Source organism: Mycobacterium sp. NGS63 (assembly GCF_059812295.1).
In genome coordinates, this window is record NZ_JCALCJ010000007.1 from 217,615 (window position 1) to 239,822 (window position 22,208).

16 protein-coding genes are annotated in these 22,208 nt (G+C 70.6%); 11 read left to right on the forward strand and 5 right to left on the reverse strand.

Going from position 1 to position 22,208, the window contains the following annotated elements; genetic code table 11:
• Positions 1–21: 21 nt before the first annotated feature.
• The 3 genes from AC5Y4Z_RS19495 to AC5Y4Z_RS19505 all read right to left on the reverse strand — a co-directional run bounded on the left by AC5Y4Z_RS19495 (position 22) and on the right by AC5Y4Z_RS19505 (position 6,553).
• Complete coding sequence (locus AC5Y4Z_RS19495) at positions 22–3,318, reverse strand: helix-turn-helix transcriptional regulator (protein ID WP_499966272.1); 3,297 nt, start codon at positions 3,316–3,318, stop codon at positions 22–24.
• A gap of 238 nt (positions 3,319–3,556) precedes the next feature.
• Complete coding sequence (locus AC5Y4Z_RS19500; RefSeq protein ID WP_499966273.1) at positions 3,557–5,674, reverse strand: acyltransferase family protein; 2,118 nt, start codon at positions 5,672–5,674, stop codon at positions 3,557–3,559.
• Between the two features lie 9 nt (positions 5,675–5,683).
• Complete coding sequence (locus AC5Y4Z_RS19505; RefSeq protein WP_499966379.1) at positions 5,684–6,553, reverse strand: alpha/beta hydrolase; 870 nt, start codon at positions 6,551–6,553, stop codon at positions 5,684–5,686.
• Between the two features lie 181 nt (positions 6,554–6,734).
• Here AC5Y4Z_RS19505 and AC5Y4Z_RS19510 point away from each other — a divergent pair, with 181 nt between their 5' ends.
• Both AC5Y4Z_RS19510 and AC5Y4Z_RS19515 read left to right on the forward strand, forming a co-directional pair.
• Entirely contained in the window at positions 6,735–7,793 is a 1,059-nt protein-coding gene (locus AC5Y4Z_RS19510; RefSeq protein WP_499966274.1) for an LLM class flavin-dependent oxidoreductase, read from the forward strand.
• Between the two features lie 113 nt (positions 7,794–7,906).
• Entirely contained in the window at positions 7,907–9,289 is a 1,383-nt protein-coding gene (locus tag AC5Y4Z_RS19515) for an amino acid permease (RefSeq protein WP_499966275.1), read from the forward strand.
• Here the strand turns inward: AC5Y4Z_RS19515 and car are convergent.
• Positions 9,231–12,800, reverse strand: coding sequence for a carboxylic acid reductase (gene car / locus AC5Y4Z_RS19520; RefSeq protein WP_499966276.1), 3,570 nt, complete (start codon positions 12,798–12,800; stop codon positions 9,231–9,233). The two genes, AC5Y4Z_RS19515 and car, sit on opposite strands and share 59 nt — an antisense overlap.
• An 84-nt stretch (positions 12,801–12,884) precedes the next feature.
• Here car and AC5Y4Z_RS19525 point away from each other — a divergent pair, with 84 nt between their 5' ends.
• The 9 genes from AC5Y4Z_RS19525 (at position 12,885) to AC5Y4Z_RS19565 (ending at position 22,014) form a co-directional block, all read left to right on the forward strand.
• A complete protein-coding gene (locus tag AC5Y4Z_RS19525) occupies positions 12,885–13,226 on the forward strand; it encodes a hypothetical protein (protein ID WP_499966277.1) in 342 nt (113 codons plus the stop codon).
• Between the two features lie 51 nt (positions 13,227–13,277).
• Positions 13,278–14,609 (forward strand): glutamate-1-semialdehyde 2,1-aminomutase, encoded by a 1,332-nt coding sequence (gene hemL / locus AC5Y4Z_RS19530; RefSeq protein WP_499966278.1) that lies wholly within the window; start codon positions 13,278–13,280, stop codon positions 14,607–14,609.
• The gene (locus AC5Y4Z_RS19535) at positions 14,609–15,217 is read left to right on the forward strand and encodes a histidine phosphatase family protein (protein ID WP_499966279.1); all 609 of its coding nucleotides are present in this window, start codon (positions 14,609–14,611) and stop codon (positions 15,215–15,217) included. The genes hemL and AC5Y4Z_RS19535 overlap by 1 nt, the downstream gene beginning before the upstream one ends.
• A gap of 17 nt (positions 15,218–15,234) precedes the next feature.
• A complete protein-coding gene (locus tag AC5Y4Z_RS19540) occupies positions 15,235–15,810 on the forward strand; it encodes a TlpA disulfide reductase family protein (protein WP_499966281.1) in 576 nt (191 codons plus the stop codon).
• On the forward strand, positions 15,807–16,586 hold the full coding sequence (locus tag AC5Y4Z_RS19545; protein ID WP_499966282.1) for a cytochrome c biogenesis CcdA family protein: 780 nt from the start codon (positions 15,807–15,809) through the stop codon (positions 16,584–16,586). The genes AC5Y4Z_RS19540 and AC5Y4Z_RS19545 overlap by 4 nt, the downstream gene beginning before the upstream one ends.
• 29 nt (positions 16,587–16,615) lie before the next feature.
• Positions 16,616–18,265 carry a cytochrome c biogenesis protein ResB gene (gene resB, locus AC5Y4Z_RS19550; RefSeq protein WP_499966283.1) on the forward strand — a complete coding sequence of 550 codons (1,650 nt, stop codon included), beginning with the start codon at positions 16,616–16,618 and terminating at the stop codon, positions 18,263–18,265.
• The gene (ccsB, locus tag AC5Y4Z_RS19555) at positions 18,262–19,239 is read left to right on the forward strand and encodes a c-type cytochrome biogenesis protein CcsB (protein WP_499966285.1); all 978 of its coding nucleotides are present in this window, start codon (positions 18,262–18,264) and stop codon (positions 19,237–19,239) included. Before resB ends, ccsB begins: the two co-directional genes overlap by 4 nt.
• A gap of 42 nt (positions 19,240–19,281) precedes the next feature.
• Entirely contained in the window at positions 19,282–20,592 is a 1,311-nt protein-coding gene (locus tag AC5Y4Z_RS19560) for a MinD/ParA family ATP-binding protein (protein ID WP_499966287.1), read from the forward strand.
• A 135-nt stretch (positions 20,593–20,727) separates the two neighbouring features.
• The gene (locus AC5Y4Z_RS19565) at positions 20,728–22,014 is read left to right on the forward strand and encodes a MinD/ParA family ATP-binding protein (RefSeq protein WP_499966289.1); all 1,287 of its coding nucleotides are present in this window, start codon (positions 20,728–20,730) and stop codon (positions 22,012–22,014) included.
• 10 nt (positions 22,015–22,024) lie between these two features.
• Here AC5Y4Z_RS19565 and AC5Y4Z_RS19570 read toward each other — a convergent pair whose 3' ends face one another.
• Positions 22,025–22,186, reverse strand: coding sequence for a hypothetical protein (locus AC5Y4Z_RS19570; RefSeq protein WP_499966291.1), 162 nt, complete (start codon positions 22,184–22,186; stop codon positions 22,025–22,027).
• Positions 22,187–22,208 lie beyond the last annotated feature (22 nt).

Genomic DNA, 22,208 nt, shown 5'->3' on the forward strand with positions numbered 1-22,208 from the left:
TAGCTTCACGTTCGGCGAAAACTACGCGTGCCGGTCGGCCTCACGCAACAGCTGCACCCGCGACGACACCCCTAGCTTCGCGTAGACATGCGTGAGGTGCGAGTGCACGGTGCGCGGTGAGACGAACAGCCGGGCGGCGATGTCCTTGTTGGACAGCCCTTCCCCGACGAGTCCGACGACCTCTCGCTCGGTGGGCGTCAACGACTCCCAGCCGCTGGCCGGGCGACCGCGCGCGCCCCGGCCCCGCCCCGCGTAGGCGATGGCTTCGGTGGTGGGCAGCGCGGCGCCCTCGGACCACGCGGCATCAAACGCACCCTGTCCCAACGCATCACGCACCGCCGCCACCGACTCGTCATAAGCCTTGTCAAAGACCTTGAAGCGCACCTCGCCGTGCCGCCCCCGCATGCCCTCGGCCGCACCGAACAGCCGCGCGGCGTGCTCGGGATCGCCGGCCAACCCCGCGAGGCATTCGAGCGCGTCGGGCAGGCGCACGCGCCCGCCGGTGCGCTCGGCGACCTCGATGGCGTCGTGCAGGTCGCGGTCGGCCTGCTGCGGCTCGCCCTGCGCGATCGCGACGCGGGCGCGCGCGATCAGCGCGACCGCCCGATGGAACCCAGGGGCGACGGCGACGGTCTCGTCCGCCCACCGGCGGGCGGCGACCAGATCGCCGCAGCCCATGGCCGCCTCGGCCATCGGCAGCGTGCTCCGGGTCAACAGCTCCTTCAGCGGGTACGTGTGCCGCCACGCCGCGTCGCAGGCCCGCCTGCCGGCAACGGCATCGCCTTCCGCCACCGCGGCATTGGCCACGGCCGTGTAGGCCGAGTCCTCGTGAAATCCACCCAGCGTGGCCCCGACTTCCAGGGCCGCTTCGGCCGCCGTGCGCGCCGCCGCGGGATCCGTGAACGCGAGCGATTGCGCCAAAATGATCAGACCGAACGTTTCCATCGGGCGGTCCCCGGCCGCGCGTGCCTCCTCGACCAGCGAGCGGGCTACCAGGTGCGCCTCGGCCAGCTTGCCCTGCATTCCCAGCGCAGTCCCGAGGAACGTGCGGCTGTACCGCGACATGAAGCTCTCGCCGAGCGCGTCGGCGAGGTCTCGCCCCTCCTCGCCGGCGGCCTGCGCAGCGATCGGATTTCCGGCGACGCCGGCGGCGAAGCTTTGGTAGGCGCGCAGGTGACACAGCGCCGCAGCATCTTTCGACGTGCGAGCCAGGTCGGTGGCCTCGGCGAGATAGGGTTCTGCGACCTCGGGGTTGCCGATGGCCAGCATGCCGCAGGTCATCAAGGTGTGCACGATGAGCGCCCGATCGCCGATTTCGCGTGCGGCGGCGAGGGCCTCCTCGGCCCGTTGCAGGCTGGCCGGGACGGAGAACCAGACCGCCAGCAGTCCCGCGTTGGCGACCGCACGTATCCAGACCTCGGCGGCGACGCCGTCGTCGCGGTAGCGGTCGTCGTCGAACGCGGCTGCGAACCCGGCCACGCCCTCGCGGAATCGCCCGCGCGTCAGCCAGAGTCGTTGCAACGCCGACACGAGCCGAAGCGCCGGCTCGAATTCCGCGGCATCGCAACTCCACGCGTGGGCCGCCCGCAGGTTATCCATCTCGATTTCGGCCCAGGGGACAAGTGGCGTTCCGTCGCCGCCCGTCTGGGATTCCAGTGCCATCGCGGTGGCGGTGTAGTGGTCGCGATGTCGGGTCCGCACCGCCTCGGCTTCGCCGGACTCCGCGAGCTTTTCCAGGCCGTACTGGCGGACGGTCTCCAGCAGGCGGTAGCGCATCACGCCCTGGGTTTCCTCGGCGACGACCAGTGACTTGTCGACGAGCAGCCCGAGCAGGTCGATGAGCTGATAGTGCTCGGCGTCGCTGTCGGCGCCCACCGCGTATGCAGCGCCGAGGTCGAACCCGCCCATGAACACCGCCAGTCGGCGGAACAGGATGCGTTCGGGCTCGGTAAGCATGGCGTGCGACCAGTCGATGGACGCGCGCAGCGTCTGCTGGCGGCGGACCGCGGTGCGTGCGCCGCCGGCGAGCAGGCGGAAGTTGTGATGGAGGCCGTCGACGATCTGGGTGAGCGACAATGTCCGGGTGCGCGCGGCCGCCAGCTCGATCGCCAGTGGCATGCCGTCCAGGCGCCGGCAGATATCGGCGATCGCGGGCGAATTGTCTTCGGTGAGATGGAAATCCGGCCGTGTCCGACGGGCGCGGTCGACGAACAAGGAGACGGCCTCGCCGTCCACCGACAGCGACGGCACCCGCCAGGTCAGCTCCCCGGCGATGCCGATCGGCTCGCGGCTGGTGGCCAGGATCGTCACCTCGGGGCCGGCGTCGAGCAGGGCGACGGACAGGGCCGCGCCGGCTTCCAGCAGATGCTCGCAATTGTCCAAGAGCAGCAGCATCTTTCGGCCGCTGACGAATTTGCACACCGTGTCCATGGTGGAGCGGCCCGGCTGGTCGGCAAGGCCCAGGGTGCGCGCCAGGACGACGGGCACGACGAGCGGGTTGGTGACCGGCGCGAGGTCGACAAACCAGACGCCGCCCGCGAACTCGCGCGCCACCTCGGAGGCGACCTGGATCGCCAACCGCGTCTTGCCCACCCCGCCGGCGCCCGTCAGGGTCACCAGTCTGTTCTCTTTGAGCAGCTGCGCGATGTCACCGACCTGCGAGCCACGACCCACGAAGCTGGTCAGCTGGGCCGGAAGATGCGACCCGGCAACGTCATTCGCGGTGCGCAGCGGCGGGAAGTCGTTGCGCAGGTCGGGATGATTGAGTTGCACGACCCGTTCCGGGCGCGGCAGGTCGCGCAACGGGTGGAGGCCCAGGTCGGTCAGCCACGCATCGGCAGGCAGCCGGTCGAGCACCAATGACTCAGTGGCGCCGGACAATACGGTCTGCCCGCCGTGGGCGAGATCGCGCAGCCGCGCGGTCCGGTTGATGGTGGGTCCGGCGTAGTTGCCGGCGTCGCGCAACTGGACCTCGCCGGTGTGCACGCCGATGCGCAGCCGGATCGGCGCCAGCGGCGCCAGTTGCAGCCGAAGCGCGCACGCGACGGCGTCGCTGGCGCGCGAGAACGCGGCCACGAAGCTGTCGCCCTCGCCCTGTTCGACCGGCCGCACCCCGCCGTGGGCGGCGACGAGATCGTTCACCGTTTGATTGAGCTGCTCAAGCGCGGATGCCATGATGTCGCCCTGGGTTTCCCACAGCCGGGTGGACCCTTCGACGTCGGCCAGCAGCAACGTCACGGTCCCAATGGGCAGCTCGCTCACGCTTTGCTCGCTCCAGTCCACCAGCGGCGTATCGATCTCGCTCATGTTAGCCAGCATGCGGGCGCGGCGAGGCGCAAAACATCGGCATAAATGCGTAGACCCCGGTTGCGGGCACGCGGATATTCAGTCCTCCGCGTGCCGCTCGTAGTCCCATCGCTCCAGGCGCGCCTGCAACTGCATGAGGCCGGCGCCGACCACGGGGGTGGCGGCCGCAATGCAGGTCAGTAGCAGCGCAGTCATGTCGGAAACCTCCAAATCCCTTTCACTGATCAGACGTTCGGCGGGGGCATCAAGTTCATTCCGGTGTCAGGGCGCGGTCGGCCAGCGCGCCGAGCACCGGCGTGAGCAGTTGCGCGTACTCGGTCGTCACGTGGTTGTCGTCGCGGAAAACCAGGGTGTTGCCCACGATCATCGGGCAGCGGTCGGCGGTGCAGAACAGGTCGGTCAGCTCGGCGTAGTGACCGCCGGCGGCCTCGGTCGCGGCCCGCTCGGCGGCGATGCCGTCATCGTTGACCGCGGCGGGCCGCGCCGGCGCACACGCGGTGGCGTCGTCGAGATGCCCCGACAGGCAGGCGGGAGCGGACGCCCGCGGATCCGGGGCCGGTCCCAGGACCAGCACGGTGGCGCCGGTGTCGCGCAGCAGCGCCACGGTGCGGCCCACCGTGTCGATCCACGCCGGGTCGTAGGACACGAAGCCGAAATCCGCGCCGTAACGCCGGCTCATGTCGAGCACCACCAGCCGCGGGTGCTCGGCCCGCAACCGGTCCACGATCTGCGCGCGCCACTGCTCGCACTCGGTGTACTCGCGGCCGAGATACGGGCTGGTGATGCGCAATTGCTGCAGCGGGCAGGTCACCTTGGCCAGCGTCTCCAGCCGCCAGTGCCGCTGCTCGGCGACCCCCTGCAACGCCGGCTCCCACATCGCGGCGTGCGAGTCGCCGACCAGGGCCACCGTCGTCGGCGACGCGGTGTCACCCGTCGCGCACTCGCCGTGGCCCACCTCGCGCCACGAGCGCACGCAGCCGTTGACGAACACGGCCGCCTTGTCGGCCGCGGCCTGCGCGAGCGGCGGGTCCAGGTTGGACGGGACCGCCCGCAGGCCCGCGGACGACGCGACCGCCCCGCGCACCTGCGCGAACGCCTGCTCGACGGCGGCCTGCCGCGGGACGACCGCGGGGACATTCGCCGGTGGCAGCGTGACGATGTTGGCCTTCGGTGCCGCCGCGCCGTGGCCCGTCGGCACCGGCGTCAGCGTCAGCAACAGCGCGCACGCGCACGCCGCGGCCACGCTGGCGGCGCCCGCCACTGCCAGGCTCGCCTTCACAGACCGGCGCAGCGCGGCGGCGAACCGGCCGGGGTTTTCGACCAGATGCAACGTGATCACGGCCAGCCCGGCCGAGACGGCGACCGCGGTCAGCCGGGCCGCCAGCCCGTCGGGCTCCCCCAACAGCCGCGGCATGAGCAGCAGCACCGGCCAGTGCCACAGGTACCACGAGTAGGACACCCGGCCGATCGCCCGCATCGCGGGCCGGCACAGCAGGCGGCCGGCCCCCAGGCCGCCGGTGACGCAACCGCCCCCGATCACCAGCGCGGTGCCCAGCACGGGCAGCAGCGCCGCGGTGCCGGGGTAGGGCGTGCCGGGACCCAGCTGGGTGCAGGTCAACGCGATCAGCGCCAGGCCACCCCACCCGGCGATCGCCGCGGGCAGCAGGGGCAGCCGCCGCCAGTGGCGAATCGACAGCGCCACCAGCCCGCCGGCCGCCAGCTCCCACGCGCGGGTGGGCAACGAGAAGAACGCCCACGACGGCGACGTGCGCGTCCACGCCAGGCCCGCCGCCAGCGACGCCGCCCCGACCAGCCCCAGCGTCACCGCGTACGGGAGGGAGCCGCCGCTCCTGCGGCGGGCCAGCCACGCCGTGGCGATGATCAGCACCGGCCACACCAGATAGAACTGTTCCTCCACGCCCAGCGACCAGTAGTGCTGGAACGGAGACGGCGCGCCGGAGGCCAGGTAGTCGGTGGCTTGCCCGGCGAACCGGTAGTTGCCCACGTACAGGGCGGAGGCGATGCCGTCCAGCAGGACGCCGCGCGCCTGCAGCGGCGGCAGCGCGACGGCCGCCACGACGGCGGTGGCGACGCCGACGACGGCCGCGGCCGGCAGCAGGCGCCGGGCCCGGGCGCCGTAAAAGCGGCCCAGCGCAACGGTGTTGGTGCCGGTGACCTCGCGCCACAGCAGCCCGGTGATGAGGAAGCCGGAGATGACGAAGAAGACGTCCACCCCGATGTAGCCGCCCCCGACGCCCGGGATTCCCGCGTGGTACGCCACGACCGCGATCACCGCGACCGCGCGCAGACCCTCGATGTCCGGGCGGAATCCCGTCCCCTTGATGCGCCGCTCCGCCTGGACTGTCATCGGCGTGGGCTACGTCGCCATCCAGGTCAGCTCGCCGGGCAATTGCATGCGCCAGTAACCGACGTCGTGTCCGCCCAGGGAGAAGCTGCCCGCCGGCTTGGTCTTGAGCTGGCTGACGAATTGCTTTGTGGCGAAATAGAACCGGTCGAAGGTGCCGCAGTCCACGCGCAGCGGGATGGTGTTGAGCGCCGGCAGGCCCACGACGTTGTTCGCCACCCAGTCGTCGTAGCTGTCGAACGCGCCCGCCGCGCTGCCGGCGAACGAGGTGTACAGCGCCGGGCTGATCGCGCAGATGCCGGCGGTGCGCGCCGGGCCCAGCTTGGCGCCCAGGTGCAGCGCGCCGTACCCGCCCATCGACCACCCCATGAAGCCGACCCGCGAGGTGTCGAAACCCATGGTGGACAACATCGGCAGCAGTTCGTCGAGCACCATCGCGCCCGAGTCCACGCCGGAAGCCCTTTTGTGCCAATAGGTGTTGCCGCCGTCGACACCCACCACCGCGAACGGCGGCTTGCCCTCCTTGGCCAGCCGGGCCAGACCCTCCTGGACGCCCATGTCCAGCATCTGGTTGGCGTCGCCGTCCACGCCGTGCAGCGCGATCACCGGCCGCAGCGCCCCGGTTTGGCCGGGCGGCACGGCGATCACGTAGTTGGTCTTGATGCCCCCGCGGGCGGCCGACACGAACGAGCCGGTGAGCTTGGTCGGCAGGGTGCCGGCGGTCGGCGGCTCGAACGGGGCGGGGCCCAGCGGCGCCGGCGCGGCCTGCGGCCTGACCGGATCCAACAGGGCGCTGAACGCGAACATGCCAGCGGCTCCCAGGCTGGCACCGGCGCCCATTCGCAGCACCGCCCGGCGGGTGAGATCAGGCATGATCGCAATAATGCCGGGCCGATCGCTCGATATCGGCCGAGCCACGCCGAATTGGAAGCATTGCGTGATCTCGCGTGACCGCGCGGTCGCGAACCGGTGACCTTGTCGGGGATGCAATCTCGCCGGTTTCAACCCTGGCGCCCGTCCGCAACGTCGCCCACGATGCGGGGAGGCCGACGAGGGAGAATGGATGAGCCTGGCGTTTCACTGGTTTTTGCCGACCTACGGGGATTCGCGGAACCTGGTCGCGGGCGGGCACGGCACCGCCATGCACGGCGACCGGCCGGCGACGCTGCGCTACCTGCACCAGATCTGCGCGGCCGCCGAGGACAACGGCTTCGAGGCGGTCCTCACACCGACCGGATTGTGGTGTGAGGACGCCTGGTTGACGACGGCGATGCTGATCGATGCAACCGAGACGCTGAAATTCCTCGTCGCGTTCCGGCCGGGATTGCTCAGCCCCACCCTCGCCGCGCAGATGGCCGGGACGTTCCAGCGGCATTCGGCGGGGCGGCTGCTGCTTAACGTCGTGACCGGCGGCGAGCCGCACGAGCAACGCGCCTACGGGGATTTCCTGGACAAGGAGTCGCGCTACGCCCGCACGGCCGAATTCCTGCACGTGGTAAGGCAATTGTGGGCCTCGCGGGAGCCGTTGACCTTCGCCGGAGACCACATCCGCATCGACGGCGCGCAGCTCAACAACCCGCCCGACCCGATACCCACGGTGTTCTTCGGCGGTTCGTCGGCGGCGGCGGGGCCGGTCGCGGCCAAGCACTCCGACGTCTACCTGACCTGGGGCGAGCCACCGATCAGCCGCGACACCGCGGAGGCGGCGTGGGCCGAGGCCGACCGGTTGCTCGCGGCCGTCGACCCGGCCGACGTCCAGCGGGTGCAGGCCAGCCTGGCGCGCAGCGAATCCGAGGGCCAGCACCGCATGCTCAAGTTGCACGACGGCAGCACCGACCGGCTGGTGGTCGGCCCCAACCTGTGGGCCGGGGTGGGCCTGGTGCGCGGCGGCGCGGGCACCGCGCTGGTCGGGTCGCACGCCGAGGTCGCCGAACGGCTGGCCGAGTACTCCCGGCTGGGCATCACCCACTTCATCCTGTCGGGCTATCCGCACCTGGAGGAGGCCTACTGGTTCGGCGAGGGCGTCCTGCCGCTGCTCGAACGAAAAGGCTTGTGGCGACAACCCAACCGCCGATCACGCCCGGCACCGGCGACGCCGTTCGCGCTCGCCTCGGCGCACTGACGCGTATTCCCGCCGAGACTGCGTCCAGCGCGTGAATTTCGCGATTTTTTGGCGCTGAGCGCAGACTCGGCGCGGGCGGTGGCGCCTGGCCCACCGATGTGCTGTGGTTAACCATGGCCAGCGCTTCGCAACTGCGGCAAGGACTGTCGCAGCGGCAGCTCAGCATGATCGCCATCGGCGGGGTGATCGGCGCCGGCTTGTTCGTCGGGTCCGGCGTGGTGATCAAGGACACCGGGCCCGCCGCCTTCCTTACCTACACGCTGTGCGGCCTGCTGATCGTGTTGGTGATGCGGATGCTGGGCGAGATGGCCGCCGCCAATCCGTCGACGGGATCGTTCGCCGACTACGCGGCGCGCGCCCTGGGCGGCTGGGCGGGCTTTTCGGTCGCGTGGCTGTATTGGTACTTCTGGGTGATCGTGGTCGGGTTCGAGGCGGTGGCCGGGGGAAAGGTCCTCGGCTACTGGTTCCACGCGCCGCTGTGGCTGCTGTCGCTGTGCCTGATGCTGCTGATGACCGCGACGAACCTGTTCTCGGTGTCATCCTTCGGCGAGTTCGAATTCTGGTTCGCCGGAATCAAAGTCGCCACCATCGTGGTGTTCCTCGTCGTCGGCTCGGTCTTCGTGCTCGGCCTGCTGCCCGGCCACAACACGGACTTCTCGAACCTCACCGCGCACGGCGGCTTCTTCCCGAAGGGCGTCGGTGCGGTCTTCGCGGCCATCGTGGTGGTGATCTTCTCCATGGTCGGCGCCGAGATCGTCACCGTCGCCGCCGCCGAGAGCCGCGACCCCGAGGTCGCCGTCCAGCGGGCGACGCGCTCGGTGGTCGCGCGCATCGCGATCTTCTTCGTCGGTTCGGTGTTTCTGCTCGTGGTGATCCTGCCGTGGGATTCGGTGGAGCCGGGCGCGTCGCCGTACGTCGCCGCGCTCAAGCACATGGGTCTGCCCGGCGCGGACCAGGTGATGAACGCCGTCGTGCTCACCGCCGTGCTGTCCTGCCTGAACTCCGGGCTGTACACGGCGTCGCGCATGCTGTTCGTGCTCGCCGACCGCCGCGAGGCGCCGGCCCGGCTGGTCCGGCTCAGCCGCCGCGGGGTCCCCCACCTGGCCATCCTGTGCTCGTCGGCGGTCGGTTTCGGATGCGTCGTCATGGCGTGGGTCGCGCCGAACACGGTGTTCCTCTTCCTGCTCAACTCGTCGGGCGCCGTCATCCTGTTCGTCTATTGGCTGATCGCGCTGTCGCAGATCATCCTGCGCCGCCGCACCCCCGAGGACGAGCTGCGGATCAAGATGTGGTTCTTCCCGGTGCTGTCGATCCTCACGCTGGCCGGGATCACCGCCGTGCTGGTGCAGATGGCGTTCGATCGCTCGGCGCGCAGTCAGCTCTGGCTCAGCCTGCTGTCCTGGGCGGTGGTGATCGGGCTGTACCTGCTCGGGAGGGTCAGGCCACGTGCGCGCCGGTCGACGCCGGAAGCAAGCCCAGCCGCTGAAGATCGGTGACGTACTTGCCGATCAGCGGCTCCGTCACGTGCGGCACGTCCCCGGCGCTGTCGATCCCGGCGGATTGCACTGCGGCGCGGAACTTTTCGGCCGGCATCCCGGTGCCCTGCGTCGGCGCGCCCGGCGTGGCGTAGGCGCTCATCAGCGGCAGCATGGAATGCTTCCGCTGGCCCTCGGGCAGCGCCTTCATCGCCGCGGTGAACCGGCTGAGCCACTCGTCGTAGTCGTCGATGCGCTCGATGTGGTGGCCCGCCGCGATGAGCCAGTCGACGAAGGTGTCCAGAGAGACGCCGTCGTCGTGGGTGTTGAGCACGTTGTAGGTGCGGTACCCGTCGCGGATGTCCCCGCCCAGGGTGGTGATCGCCTCGGCGGTGAAATCGGCCGGCAGCCCGTCATAGTGGGCGCGCTGCGGGCGGCCGGACGCGTCGAGCCGGTAGAACGACCGCGGCGCCAGCCCGGTGGCCACCACGCTCAGGATCAGGCGGGTGAACATGTCGGGCACGTTGAGCTGGCCGGCGAAGGTGCTGTGCGCCAGGATCATGTCGGAGCGGAACACCGCCACCGGCAGCCGGCACAAGTCGTACGCCTCGCGCAGCAGCACCTCGCCCGCCCACTTGCTGGTCGCGTAGCCGCCGGCATACCTTTCGATGGACTCGTCGAGGGACCGCGACGGGCTGGCCGAGCGTACGTCGACGTCCTCGCCGAGGAACCCGCCGTCCGGCAGGGCCGTCACCGCGACCGTGGAGATGTAGTTGATCGCCTTGAGCCGGTTGGTGATTGCGAGTTTGACGATCTCGGCGGTGCCCACCACGTTGGGGCCGAACAGCTGGCTGTAGGGCAGCACGTGGTTCACCAGGGCGGCGGAGTGCACGATCAGGTCCACCGACCCCGCGAGCCGGTCATAGGTGGGGGTGTCCAGGCCGAGGTTGGACGCGCCCACGTCCCCGACGAGGACGCGCAGATGCTTGGCGGCCAATTCGCGGAAACGCGCGGACAATCGCGCGTCGCCGCTGTCCATCGCGGCCTCGATGCGCTGGCGTCCGGCGGTCGGGTCGGCGCCGCGGGCCAGGCAGATCACGGTGCCCCCGGCCGGCGCCAGCCGTTCGAGCCAGTCCAGGCACAAGAAGCGCCCCAGGTAGCCGTTGGCGCCGGTCAGCAGCACGGTGTCGACCGCGCCCGACGGGCGGTCGAGGCCGGGCGCGGCGGCCAGCGTGCCGGCATCGATGAACTTGTCCAGGGTGAGGTCGGCCGCCCGGGCGACGCTGGCGCCACGGCCGTGCACCGACGCGAACGTCGGGCGGGTGGACACCGACGTCCGTTCGCCGTCAACGAAATTGGCGATCGTCGCCAGGGTTGCGGTGGGGCTGACGATCGTCTGGACCGGCACGTCGATCCCGAAGATCGCCTCCAGCAGCGTGGCGAACGAGAATGCCGACAGCGAATCACCGCCCAGGTCAATGAATTTCGCGTCGGCTCCCGGGGTCGCGTCGCCCGGGAGACCGAGGGTGGCCACCGCCGCGCGTCGCACGGTGTCGATGGTGGGCCGGTCGCGGCTCGCCGCGCGCAGCTCGTCGAGCCGGTTGTTCTGGCTCGCTTCGATGTCGGCGTACATGGCGTCCAGGCGTTCGCCGTAGCGCGCCTTGAGCGCCGGGCGCAGCAGTTTGCCCACTCCGGACAGCAACCCGTTGTCGCGGGTGAAACGCTGTGGCTCCAGCAGGAAGTCGCGCGGGATCTCGTAGGGGTGCAGGCGGGCGTCGGCGGCGATCCGCTGCAGCGACTCGGCGATCAAACCCCGCGCGTCCCGGTCGCCGATGGCGTCGGGGTTGGGCACGATCACGGCGAGCAAAAACGGCTGCTCGCTGCTGCCGTACAGAAAGATCTGCCGGATGTAGGGACTGGTGGAGTAGGTGGCCTCCAGCTGGGACACCGCGACGAATTCGCCCTGCGAGAGCTTGATGACGTTGTTGGCACGGTCCAGGTACATCAGGCGGTCGGGGCCCAGCTCGGCCATGATGTCGCCGGTCTTGTAAAACCCTTCCTCATCGAAGATTTGGGCCGACAGTTCGGGATGCTTGAAATATCCCGGGATCACGGTGCTGGCCTTGACGCAGAGTTCGCCGCGCGGGTGGGGCTCGTCGGTGGTGAGGTAGCCCAGCTCGGGAACGTCGACCAGCTTGTAGTCGGTCACCGGCGGGCGCCGCAGGATGCCGTTGCGCAGGATGCCGCCGCCGGTCTCGGTGGCGCCGTACCCGTCGGCGACCGGCACGTCGAGCAGCGACTCCATGAAAGCGTGCATCTGCCGGGACAACGGCGCGCTGCCGCACATCGCCGAGAGCACCCGACCGCCGATGAAGTCTTCGCGCAGTTCGGCTTTCACCGCCTCGTCCAGCTGCTCGGCGCCCTGATCGCCGGGCGGTCGCTGGTCGAGTTCCTTGCGGTAGCGCCGAAAGAACATGTCGCACACGCGCGGGACCAGGTTCAGGGCGGTGGGGCGGACCAGGGCGATGTCGTCGAACAGGGTGGACATGTCGCTCTTGGCCGCGAAGTAGCCGATCCCGCCGGAGGACAGCGTGGCGATGAGCCATTCCAGCCCGTAGACGTGGGATAGCGGCATGTATTGCAGGTGGATCGCCGGGATCAGCTTGCCGATGTCCAGCGAGGGGCTGTGGGGACGCTGCCAGAGCCGGGTCATCATGTCGGTGGTGTACATCGCCCCCTTCGGGGTGCCGGTGCTGCCCGACGTGTAAATCAAAGTGGCCAAGGGGTTTTCGTCGGCGGGCGGGACGAACGCCGGCGCGGCCGGCAGCCCGTGGCCGGACTCGAGCTCGGCGGCCAGCGGCGCGACATCCAGCCGTCGCCCTGCGGCGCCCAGGCGTGCGACGGCGTACTCGTAGCGGTCGCGCTGTGCGTCGTCGTCGCTGGTGTAGTCGAACACCACCAGCCGTTCGATCGAGGGCGCGTCGACGACGACGTCGACGGCGGTGTCCAGCGACTCGATGCTCACGGCGAGGACGCGCGGTGCGGTCTCGGCGACGATCGGGGCCAGCTGCGCCGCCGACGAACTGGTCTGCAGCGGCACGAACACCGCGCCGAGGGCGATGCAGGCCAGGTAGTTCACCGCGTAGTCGATGCTGGTGAAGCCCAGCACGGCGACGAAGTCGCCCGGACGAAAGCCGTGCGGCAAGCCCGAGCGCCACGCGCCCGCCAGGGCGGCGACCCGCTCGGCCAGCTCGCGATAGGTGATGGTCTCGAATCCCGACAGCAACGTCGTGCCCGCGGCCCCCGTCGCCTCGTCGCGGGTCACCTCGCAGGCGCGCTGCCCCAGGGCGGGCCGGTCGGCGTAGCCCGCCAGATAGGTGTCGACCACCTCGGCAAGCCGCAACCCGGGCCGGTGCGCGGCCTCGGTCACCTCCGCCGACGGCGCGGCGGCGCGAAATTGCGGGTCGTTGGCGTACAGCTGCTCGACGCGCTCGGCCAGTCGCTGTTCCCGGTCGGTGGCGGTGTCAGTCATCGGGGCCGTATACCCGCCCGGTCCCGGTCCAGTCGCGGCGCGATTGGCCGCCCGGTTTGCCCAGCGTAAGCGTAGTGTCGCCTCATGGTTGATTCACCGGGCGACGAGGCCGGCAGGCGCGCCCAGGAGCTGCTGCGCAGGGGGGAAGAACTCGCCGCGCGCAAGGTCGTCACGGCCGAGGACGTCAAGCGCGCCGCCGAACGAGCCGAGCGCGGCCACCAGCGCGACCAGGAGGCCCACCAGCGCGCGGTGCATCGCCACTACCAGGCCGGCGCCGCGCACGAGCGCGCCGCCGAGGTCCACGAGGCGGCGGTCGCCGAGGGCCTCGGCGACGTCGCCGAACACGTGCGCGCGGCCGAACGGGAGCGCGAAGCCGCCCGGCGCGACCTGCTTGCCGCCCAGGAGGCCGACAACCAGGACGCCTGACTGCTACACCCTGTAGTTGAACGATCGGCGGCGGCTGGAACACTGGTCGGCATGGGTAGTGACCAGGCGGCCGCGCGCGCCCCGGCCGCGGTGACCGCGTCGGCGAGGCTGTTCGAGGATGCCTGCGCCGTCATTCCGGGCGGGGTGAACTCCCCGGTGCGCGCGTTCACGGCGGTCGGCGGCACCCCGCGCTTCATCACCGAGGCGCGCGGCTGCTGGCTCACCGACGCCGACGGCAACCGCTACGTCGACCTGGTCTGCTCCTGGGGGCCGATGATCCTGGGCCACGCCCACCCGGCCGTCGTCGACGCCGTCGCCACGGCCGCCGCCTCCGGCCTATCCTTCGGGGCGCCGACACCGGCGGAGAGCCGGCTGGCCGCCGAGATCATCGAGCGGGTGGCGCCCGTCGAGCGGATCCGGCTGGTGAACTCCGGCACCGAGGCCACCATGAGCGCCGTCCGGTTGGCCCGCGGCTACACCGGCCGCGCCAAAATCGTCAAGTTCTCCGGGTGCTATCACGGCCACGTCGACGCCCTGCTGGCCGACGCGGGCTCCGGGGTGGCGACCCTTGGTCTGCCGTCCTCGCCGGGGGTCACCGGGGCCGCGGCCGCCGACACGATCGTGTTGCCCTACAACGACATCGACGCGGTGCGGGAGGCTTTTGCGCGCCATGGGGACCAGATCGCGGCGGTGATCACCGAGGCCAGCCCGGGCAACATGGGCGTCGTCCCGCCGGGCCCGGGCTACAACGCGGCGCTGCGCGCGATCACCGCCGAGCACGGCGCGCTGCTGATCGTCGACGAGGTGATGACGGGCTTCCGGGTCAGCCGAAGCGGTTGGTACGGAATCGATCCGGTCGCCGCCGACCTGTTCACCTTCGGCAAGGTGATGAGCGGCGGGTTGCCGGCCGCCGCGTTCGGCGGCCGGGCCGACGTGATGGAGCGACTCGCCCCGCTGGGGCCGGTGTATCAGGCCGGCACGTTGTCGGGTAACCCGGTGGCGGTGGCCGCCGGCCTGGCCACGCTGCGCGCCGCCGACGACGCGGCCTACGCCGCGCTGGACGCCAACGCCGACCGCCTGGCCGGCCTGCTCTCCGACGCGCTGACCAAAGAGAGTGTGCCGCATCAGGTTTCGCGTGGGGGCAACATGCTCAGCGTGTTCTTCTCCGAGACGCCGGTCACCGACTTCGCCTCCGCGCGCTCCAGCGCGACGTGGCGCTATCCGCCGTTCTTCCACGCGCTGCTGGACGCGGGCGTCTACCCGCCGTGCAGCGCCTTCGAGGCGTGGTTCGTCTCGACGGCCCTCGACGACGCCGCGTTCGAACGGATCGGCGCCGCGTTGCCCGTCGCGGCGCGCGCGGCCGCCCAGGAGGGCAAGCCCTGATGGCCGAGACGACCCGGGTCCATGTGGTGCGCCACGGCGAGGTGTACAACCCCAGCGGGGTCCTGTACGGGCGGCTGCCCGGATTCCACCTGTCCGACAACGGCAGGGCCCAGGCCGAGGCGGTCGCCGAGGCGCTGGCCGGCCGCGACGTCGTCGCGGTCATCGCCTCCCCGCTGCAGCGGGCCCAGGAGACCGCCGCGCCCATCGCCGCCAGGCACGGCCTGCCGGTGGACACCGACCCCGACCTGATCGAGTCGGCCAACTTCTTCGAGGGCCGCCGGGTCGGTCCCGGCGACGGCGCGTGGCGCGACCCGCGGTTCTGGTGGCGGCTGCGCAACCCGTTCACCCCGTCGTGGGGCGAGCCCTACGCCGAGATCGCGGCCCGCATGGCGACCGCGGTCGACAAGGCGCGCGCCCGCGGCACCGGCCACGAGGTGGTGTGCGTCAGTCACCAGCTGCCGGTGTGGACGGTGCGGCTGCACCTGACCGGCCGGCGGCTGTGGCACGACCCGCGGCGGCGCGAGTGCGGCCTGGGCTCGGTGACGACCTTCGTCTACGACGGCGACCGGCTGGTCGACGTCGAGTATCGGGAACCGGCGGGCGGTTGATCGTGCGGCGACTGGCGATGGCCGGGGCGGCAGTGGCCATCTTGATGGCCATGGTGCTGGCCGGCTGCTCCGGCCGCGATGCCGTCGCGCAGGGCGGCACCTTCGAATTCGTCTCGCCCGGCGGCAAGACCGACATCTACTACGACCCGCCCGCCAGCCGCGGCCGCCCGGGCCCGCTGTCGGGTCCCGACCTGGCGGACCCGGCGCACACGCGGTCGCTGGACGACTTCGGCGGGCAGGTCGTCGTCGTCAACATCTGGGGGCAGTGGTGCGGGCCGTGCCGGGCCGAGATCGGCCAGCTGCAGCAGGTGTATGACGCCACCCGGGGTGGCTCGGTTTCGTTCCTCGGCATCGACGTCCGCGACAACAACCGCCAGGCGGCCCTGGACTTCGTCGACGACCACCACGTGAGCTACCCGTCCATCTACGATCCGGCGATGCGCACCCTGATCGCGTTCGGCGGCAAGTACCCGACCACCGTGATCCCGTCGACGCTGGTGCTGGACCGCCAGCACCGGGTGGCCGCGGTGTTCCTGCGCGAACTGCTGGCCGCCGACCTGCAGCCGGTGGTGCAGCGGGTGGCCAAAGAATGACCGGCTTCGCGCAGATCGCCGCCGCCGGGCCGCTGCTGGTGGCGCTGGGGGTGTGCTTGCTGGCGGGGCTGGTGTCGTTCGCCTCGCCGTGCGTGGTGCCGCTGGTGCCCGGCTACCTGTCGTACCTGGCGGCGGTCGTCGGGGTAGATGAGGAGCCAGGGCGCGGCGCGGTTAAGGCCCCACCGAGCGCCCGGTGGCGGGTCGCGGGATCCGCGGCGTTGTTCGTGGCCGGCTTCACCACGGTGTTCGTGCTGGGCACCGTAGCCGTGCTGGGCATGACCACCACGCTGATCACCAACCAGCTGCTGCTGCAGCGGGCCGGGGGCGTGCTGACCATCGTGATGGGGCTGGTGTTCGTCGGCCTGATCCCGGCCCTGCAGCGCCAGGCCCGGTTCAGCCCGCGGCAGCTGACGACGGTGGCGGGGGCGCCGCTGCTCGGCGCGGTCTTCGCGCTCGGGTGGACGCCGTGCCTGGGGCCGACGCTGACCGGGGTGATCACCGTCGCCTCGGCCACCGACGGCGCCAACGTCGCGCGCGGGGTCGCGCTGGTGATCGCCTACTGCCTCGGGCTGGGGATCCCGTTCGTGGCGCTGGCGTTCGGCTCGGCGGGCGCGGTGGGGGCGCTGGGCTGGCTGCGGCGGCACACCCGGGCGATCCAGATCTTCGGCGGGGCGCTGCTGATCGCGGTCGGTGTCCTGCTGGTCACCGGGGTGTGGAACGACTTCATCTCCTGGCTGCGCGACGCGTTCGTCTCCGACGTGAGGCTGCCGATCTAGTGGCGCGAGCAGACGCAAAAGCACCCAAAATGCGCCATTTTGGGGTGCTTTTGCGTCTGCTCGCCACCGCCCGCAACACCTGGCGCGCGCTGACCTCGATGGGCACCGCGCTGGTGCTGCTGTTCCTGCTCGCGCTGGGCGCGATCCCCGGCGCGCTGCTGCCGCAGCGCAGCCTCAACGCCGGCAAGGTCGACGACTACCTCAAGACCCACCCCGTGATCGGGCCCTGGCTGGACCGGCTGCAGGCCTTCGACGTGTTCTCCAGCTTCTGGTTCACCGCCATCTACGTGCTGCTGTTCGTCTCCCTGGTCGGCTGCCTGACCCCGCGGATGATCGAGCACGCGCGCAGCCTGCGCGCCGCGCCCGTCGCCGCGCCGCGCAACCTGACCCGGCTGCCCAAGCACGCCGGCGCCGAGCTGCGCGCCGACCCCGTGGAGCTGAATGCCCTGGCGAACCGGATCACCGGCCGGCTGCGCGGTTGGCGCACGGCCATCCGCCACCCGGACCCCGACGACGCGAACACGGTCGAGGTGTCCGCCGAGAAGGGCTACCTGCGCGAGTTCGGCAACATCGCCTTCCACTTCTCGTTGCTGGGCCTGCTGGTCGCGGTGGCCGTCGGCAAGCTGTTCGGCTACGAGGGCAACGTCATCGTCATCGCCGACGGCGGGCCCGGCTTCTGCTCGGCGTCGCCGGCCGCGTTCGATTCCTTCCGCGCCGGCAATACCGTCGACGGCACGTCGCTGCACCCAATCTGCATCCGGGTCAACGACTTTCAGGCCCACTACCTGCCGTCGGGGCAGGCCACCTCGTTCGCCGCCGATATCGACTACCAGGACGGCCGCGACCTGGCCGCCAACAACTGGCGGCCCTACCGGCTGGAGGTCAACCACCCGCTGCGCGTCGGCGGCGACCGGGTGTACCTGCAGGGCCACGGCTACGCGCCCACCTTCACCGTGACGTTCCCCGACGGCCGCACCCGCACGTCGACCGTGCAGTGGCGGCCCGACAACCCGCAGACCCTCCTCTCGTCGGGGGTGGCGCGCATCGACCCGCCCGCCGGCACCTTCCCCACTGCCGCCGAACGCCGCCAACACGAGATCGCGATCCAGGGCCTCCTGGCGCCCACCGAGCAACTCGACGGCACCCTGTTGTCGTCGCGGTTCCCGGCCCTGAACGCGCCCGCGGTGGCCGTCGACATCTACCGCGGCGACACCGGCCTGGACACCGGGCGGCCGCAGTCGCTGTTCACCCTGGACCCGCGGCTCATCGAGCAGGGCCGGCTGACCAAGGCGAAGCGGGTCAACCTGCGCGCCGGCCAGGAGGTGCGCCTCGATCAGGACGGCACCGTCGTCCGCTTCGACGGCGCGGTGCCGTTCGTCAACCTGCAGGTCTCCCACGACCCGGGCCAGACGTGGGTGCTCGTCTTCGCCGTCACGATGATGGCCGGGCTGCTGGTGTCGTTGCTGGTGCGCCGCCGCAGGGTGTGGGTCAGGCTCACTGCGGGAAGTGCCGAGGCGGCCGGTACGGTGAACGTCGAGCTGGGCGGGCTGGCGCGCACCGACAACTCCGGGTGGGGCGACGAGTTCGAGCGGTTGACCGAGCGGATACTCGACGGGCTCGGCGAGCCGGCACCGGCGCCGGTCCCCCAACCGGCCACGAGCCCACAGGACGTCACATGAACACGACACACATCAACATCGGGCTGGCGCGCTTCTCCGACTGGGCCTTCACGTCGGCGGTGGTGGCCCTGGTCGTCGCGCTGCTGCTGCTGGCCTTCGAGCTGGCGTACGTCGGGGCGCGACGCTCCGAGAACCGCGCCGCCGTCCTGGCCGGCGCGGTGGCCGCCGACAGCGCCGTCCCCGGCGTCGTGGCGGACAGCGACCGGCGACCGGTCGACGAACGCGTGGGGCGGGCCGGGTTGGCCGTGGTCTACCTCGGCATCGGGCTGCTGCTGGCCTGCATCGTCTTGCGCGGCCTGGCCACCCTGCGGGTGCCGTGGGGCAACATGTACGAATTCATCAACCTGACCTGCTGCTGCGGGCTTGTCGCCGGCGCGGTCGTGTTGCGCCGCCCGCAGTACCGGGCCCTGTGGGTCTTTCTGCTCGTCCCGGTGCTGATCCTGCTGACGGTTTCCGGGCGCTGGCTCTACGCCAACGCGGCGCCGGTGATGCCCGCGCTGCAGTCCTACTGGCTACCCATCCACGTCTCGGTGGTCAGCCTGGGTTCGGGCGTGTTCATGGTCGCCGGCATCGCCAGCATCCTGTTCCTGCTGCGCACGTCGCGGCTGAGTGACCCATCGGCCGAGGGCACACTGGCCCGGGTGGTGCGGCGCCTGCCCGACGCCCAGACCCTTGACCGCGTCGCCTATCGCACCACGATCTTCGCGTTCCCGGTGTTCGGTTTCGGGGTCATCTTCGGGGCCATCTGGGCCGAGGAGGCCTGGGGCCGGTACTGGGGCTGGGATCCGAAAGAGACCGTTTCGTTCGTCGCCTGGGTGGTATACGCAACTTATCTGCATGCTAGGTCAACCGCGGGATGGCGGGGCAGGAAGGCCGCATGGATCAACGTCGTGGGATTCGTGGCCATGGTCTTCAACTTGTTCTTCGTCAACCTGGTGACCGTCGGCCTGCACTCCTACGCAGGGGTGGGATGACACTGACGAATTTGATCCGAGAATTGCAAGGGGAAGTACAACGTGTCCGAGGACCGAACGACGGGCGTCGGTGGGCCGGACGGTGACGGAGGCGCTAACGGTGCCATCAGGCCGAAGACCCCACCGCCGTGGTACGCCTCCGGGTACTCCTCCGAGCCGTCCACACAGTCCGGTCCGGATGCGCCGCCGGGGGCCAACTGGGGTTTGCACGTCGAGCGCAAGTTGAACGATCCCCCGACGAACGTGGTGCCGACGCCGCCGACGAGCGCTGAACCGCGGGCCTGGGCGGAGACACCCGATGAGGCACATTTGCCGGGCGTGGAGTCACCCCCGTACGGGCGCTACTACGGCATGTCGGGTGACACATCGTCGGGTCCTCGATACCGCGAGCCGCTCGCCGCACCCATTTCGTATCCGGAGCTGTCCACCAGCTCACTGTTGCGGCAGATCAAACCGCCACCGTCGGAGGGTTGGCGGCGGTGGCTGTACAACGTGTCGGGCCAGCTGATCAACGTCGGCGAGAGTCCCCGGACCCTCCACTATCGCGACCTGATGGTCCACGTCAACCAACCGCTTCGCGGGTGCTATCGGATCGCGCTGTTGTCGTTGAAGGGCGGCGTTGGCAAGACCACGATCACCGCCGCCCTGGGCGCCATCTTCGCCTCCGTTCGCGGTGACCGCGTGGTGGCCGTCGACGCCAACCCCGACCGCGGCACGCTCAGCGAGAAGGTGCCGCAGGAGACCTCGGCCACGGTGCGGCACCTGCTACGCGACGCCGACGGCATCCGGCGCTACGGCGATGTGCGCAGCTACACCAACCAGGGACCGAGCAGGCTGGAAGTGCTTGCGTCGGAAAGCGATCCGGCGATCTCCGAGGCTTTCAGCGCCCAGGATTACGCCCGCACCCTGGAAATCCTCGAGCGGTTCTACGGCATCGTGCTGACCGACTGCGGTACCGGGCTGCTGCACTCGGCGACGTCGGCGGTCTTGGAAAAGGCCGATGTTCTGATCGTGGTCAGCTCCGCATCCATCGACGGGACGCGTAGCGCCTCGGCGACGCTCGACTGGTTGGATGCCCACGGCTACGAAGACCTGGTGCGCAGGTCCATCGCGATCGTCAACGCGGTACGGCCGCGTTCCGGCAAGGTCGACATGCAAAAGGTGGTCGAGCACTTCGCCCGGCGCTGCAACGCGGTGCGGCTGGTGCCCTTCGATCCACACCTTGAGGAAGGCGCCGAAATCCACCTCGAGCAGTTGAAACGGGAGACCCGCGAGGCGATTGTCGAGCTGGCGGCTGTGGTCGCCGACGGGTTCCCCAGCGACCAACTGAGCGTCGGGACCAACTTTCTCTAGGACTGCTGGGGCAGGCGTGCCATTTTCGTCCGCGTGTTCTTCGTTAACCTGGTGACTGTGGGCCCGCATTCGTATGCGGGTGTGGGATGACAGTCAGCGACCGACCTAGGTAAGCCCAAACAAGGGGGAGTGCAGGTGTCCGACCATCCAACGACGGGCGTGGGGGCGCCCGAACCGCCGACCACGCAGATGCCGCCCCAGCAGCCCGCGGAACCGACGGCCGAGACCGGCGAAGCGCCGACCCGGGCTTTCGCCGGATTCCGCACCGAGCGCCGGGTCCCGGGACCCGAGCGGCGGCAGGCCGCGGCGCCCACCGCCCCCGGCGGCGTGCCGACGGGGATGCCGCCGTGGGACTCCACACCGGCCACCGGCATCGCCCGCGTCGACCCGACGGCGTTCGGCGCCTACTACAACGGCCCCGCCGAGCCGCCGCCCGCCCAGGCCCAGGCCACCCCGTACCGGCGCGAGGCGCTCCCGCACACGCCGTATCCCGAACTGTCCACCGGCATGCTGTTGCGGCCCGTCAAACCGCCGCCATCGGAGGGGTGGCGCCGGCTGGTATACGACCTGTCGGGCCGGCTGATCAACCTGGGCGAGAGCCCCCGCGCCGCGCGGCACAACAACCTGGTGGCCCAGGTCAACCGGCCCCTGCGGGGCTGCTACCGGGTCGCGGTGCTGTCGCTGAAGGGCGGCGTCGGCAAGACCACGATCAGCGCCACGCTCGGGTCGACCTTCGCCTCCATCCGCGGCGACCGGGTGGTGGCCGTGGACGCCAACCCCGACCGCGGCACCCTGAGCCAGAAGATCCCGTTGGAGACCGCGGCGACGGTGCGCCAGCTGCTGCACGACGCGGGAACCATCGAGCGCTACAGCGACGTCCGCCGTTACACGTCGAAAGGTCCGAGTGGGATGGAGGTGCTGGCGTCGGAGACCGACCCGGCCGTCTCCGAGGCGTTCGGCGCCGACGACTACAGCCGGGTGCTGAATATTCTCGAGCGGTTCTACGGCCTGGTGCTCACCGACTGCGGTACCGGGCTGCTGCACTCGGTGATGTCGTCGGTGCTGGAGAAGGCCGACGTCCTGCTCGTGATCGCCTCGGGATCCATCGACGGCGCGCGCAGCGCCTCGGCCACGCTGGACTGGCTGGACGCGCACGGGCACGAAGCGCTGGTGCGCGACTCCATCGCCGTCATCAACGGCGTGCGCCCGCGTACCGGCAAGGTCGACATGAACAAGGTGATCGATCACTTCTCCCGGCGTTGCCGAGCCGTGCAGGTGATTCCGTTCGACCCGCACCTGGAAGAGGGTGCGGAAATCAGCCTGGACCAGTTGCGGCGAGGCACGCGCGAAGCGCTGACCGAGCTGGCGGCCGTCGTGGCCGACGGGTTCCCCGGCGACCAACGCAATCCGGGTGTGGCCTGAACGCGGCCAGTTAACGAGGGTTGTTGTCCCCGTGCCCTAACCGCCGCAAGAACTCTGGATCGTCGTCGGGACCGATGACGCGTGTCTTCGGCCGGTGGGTCTGCGAACGGGCGGCACGCCAGCCGACATAGATCAGCGTCCCCAGAATCAGGACGAGCAGCAGGTAGAGCACTCAACACCTCCTTCGAGCGAAT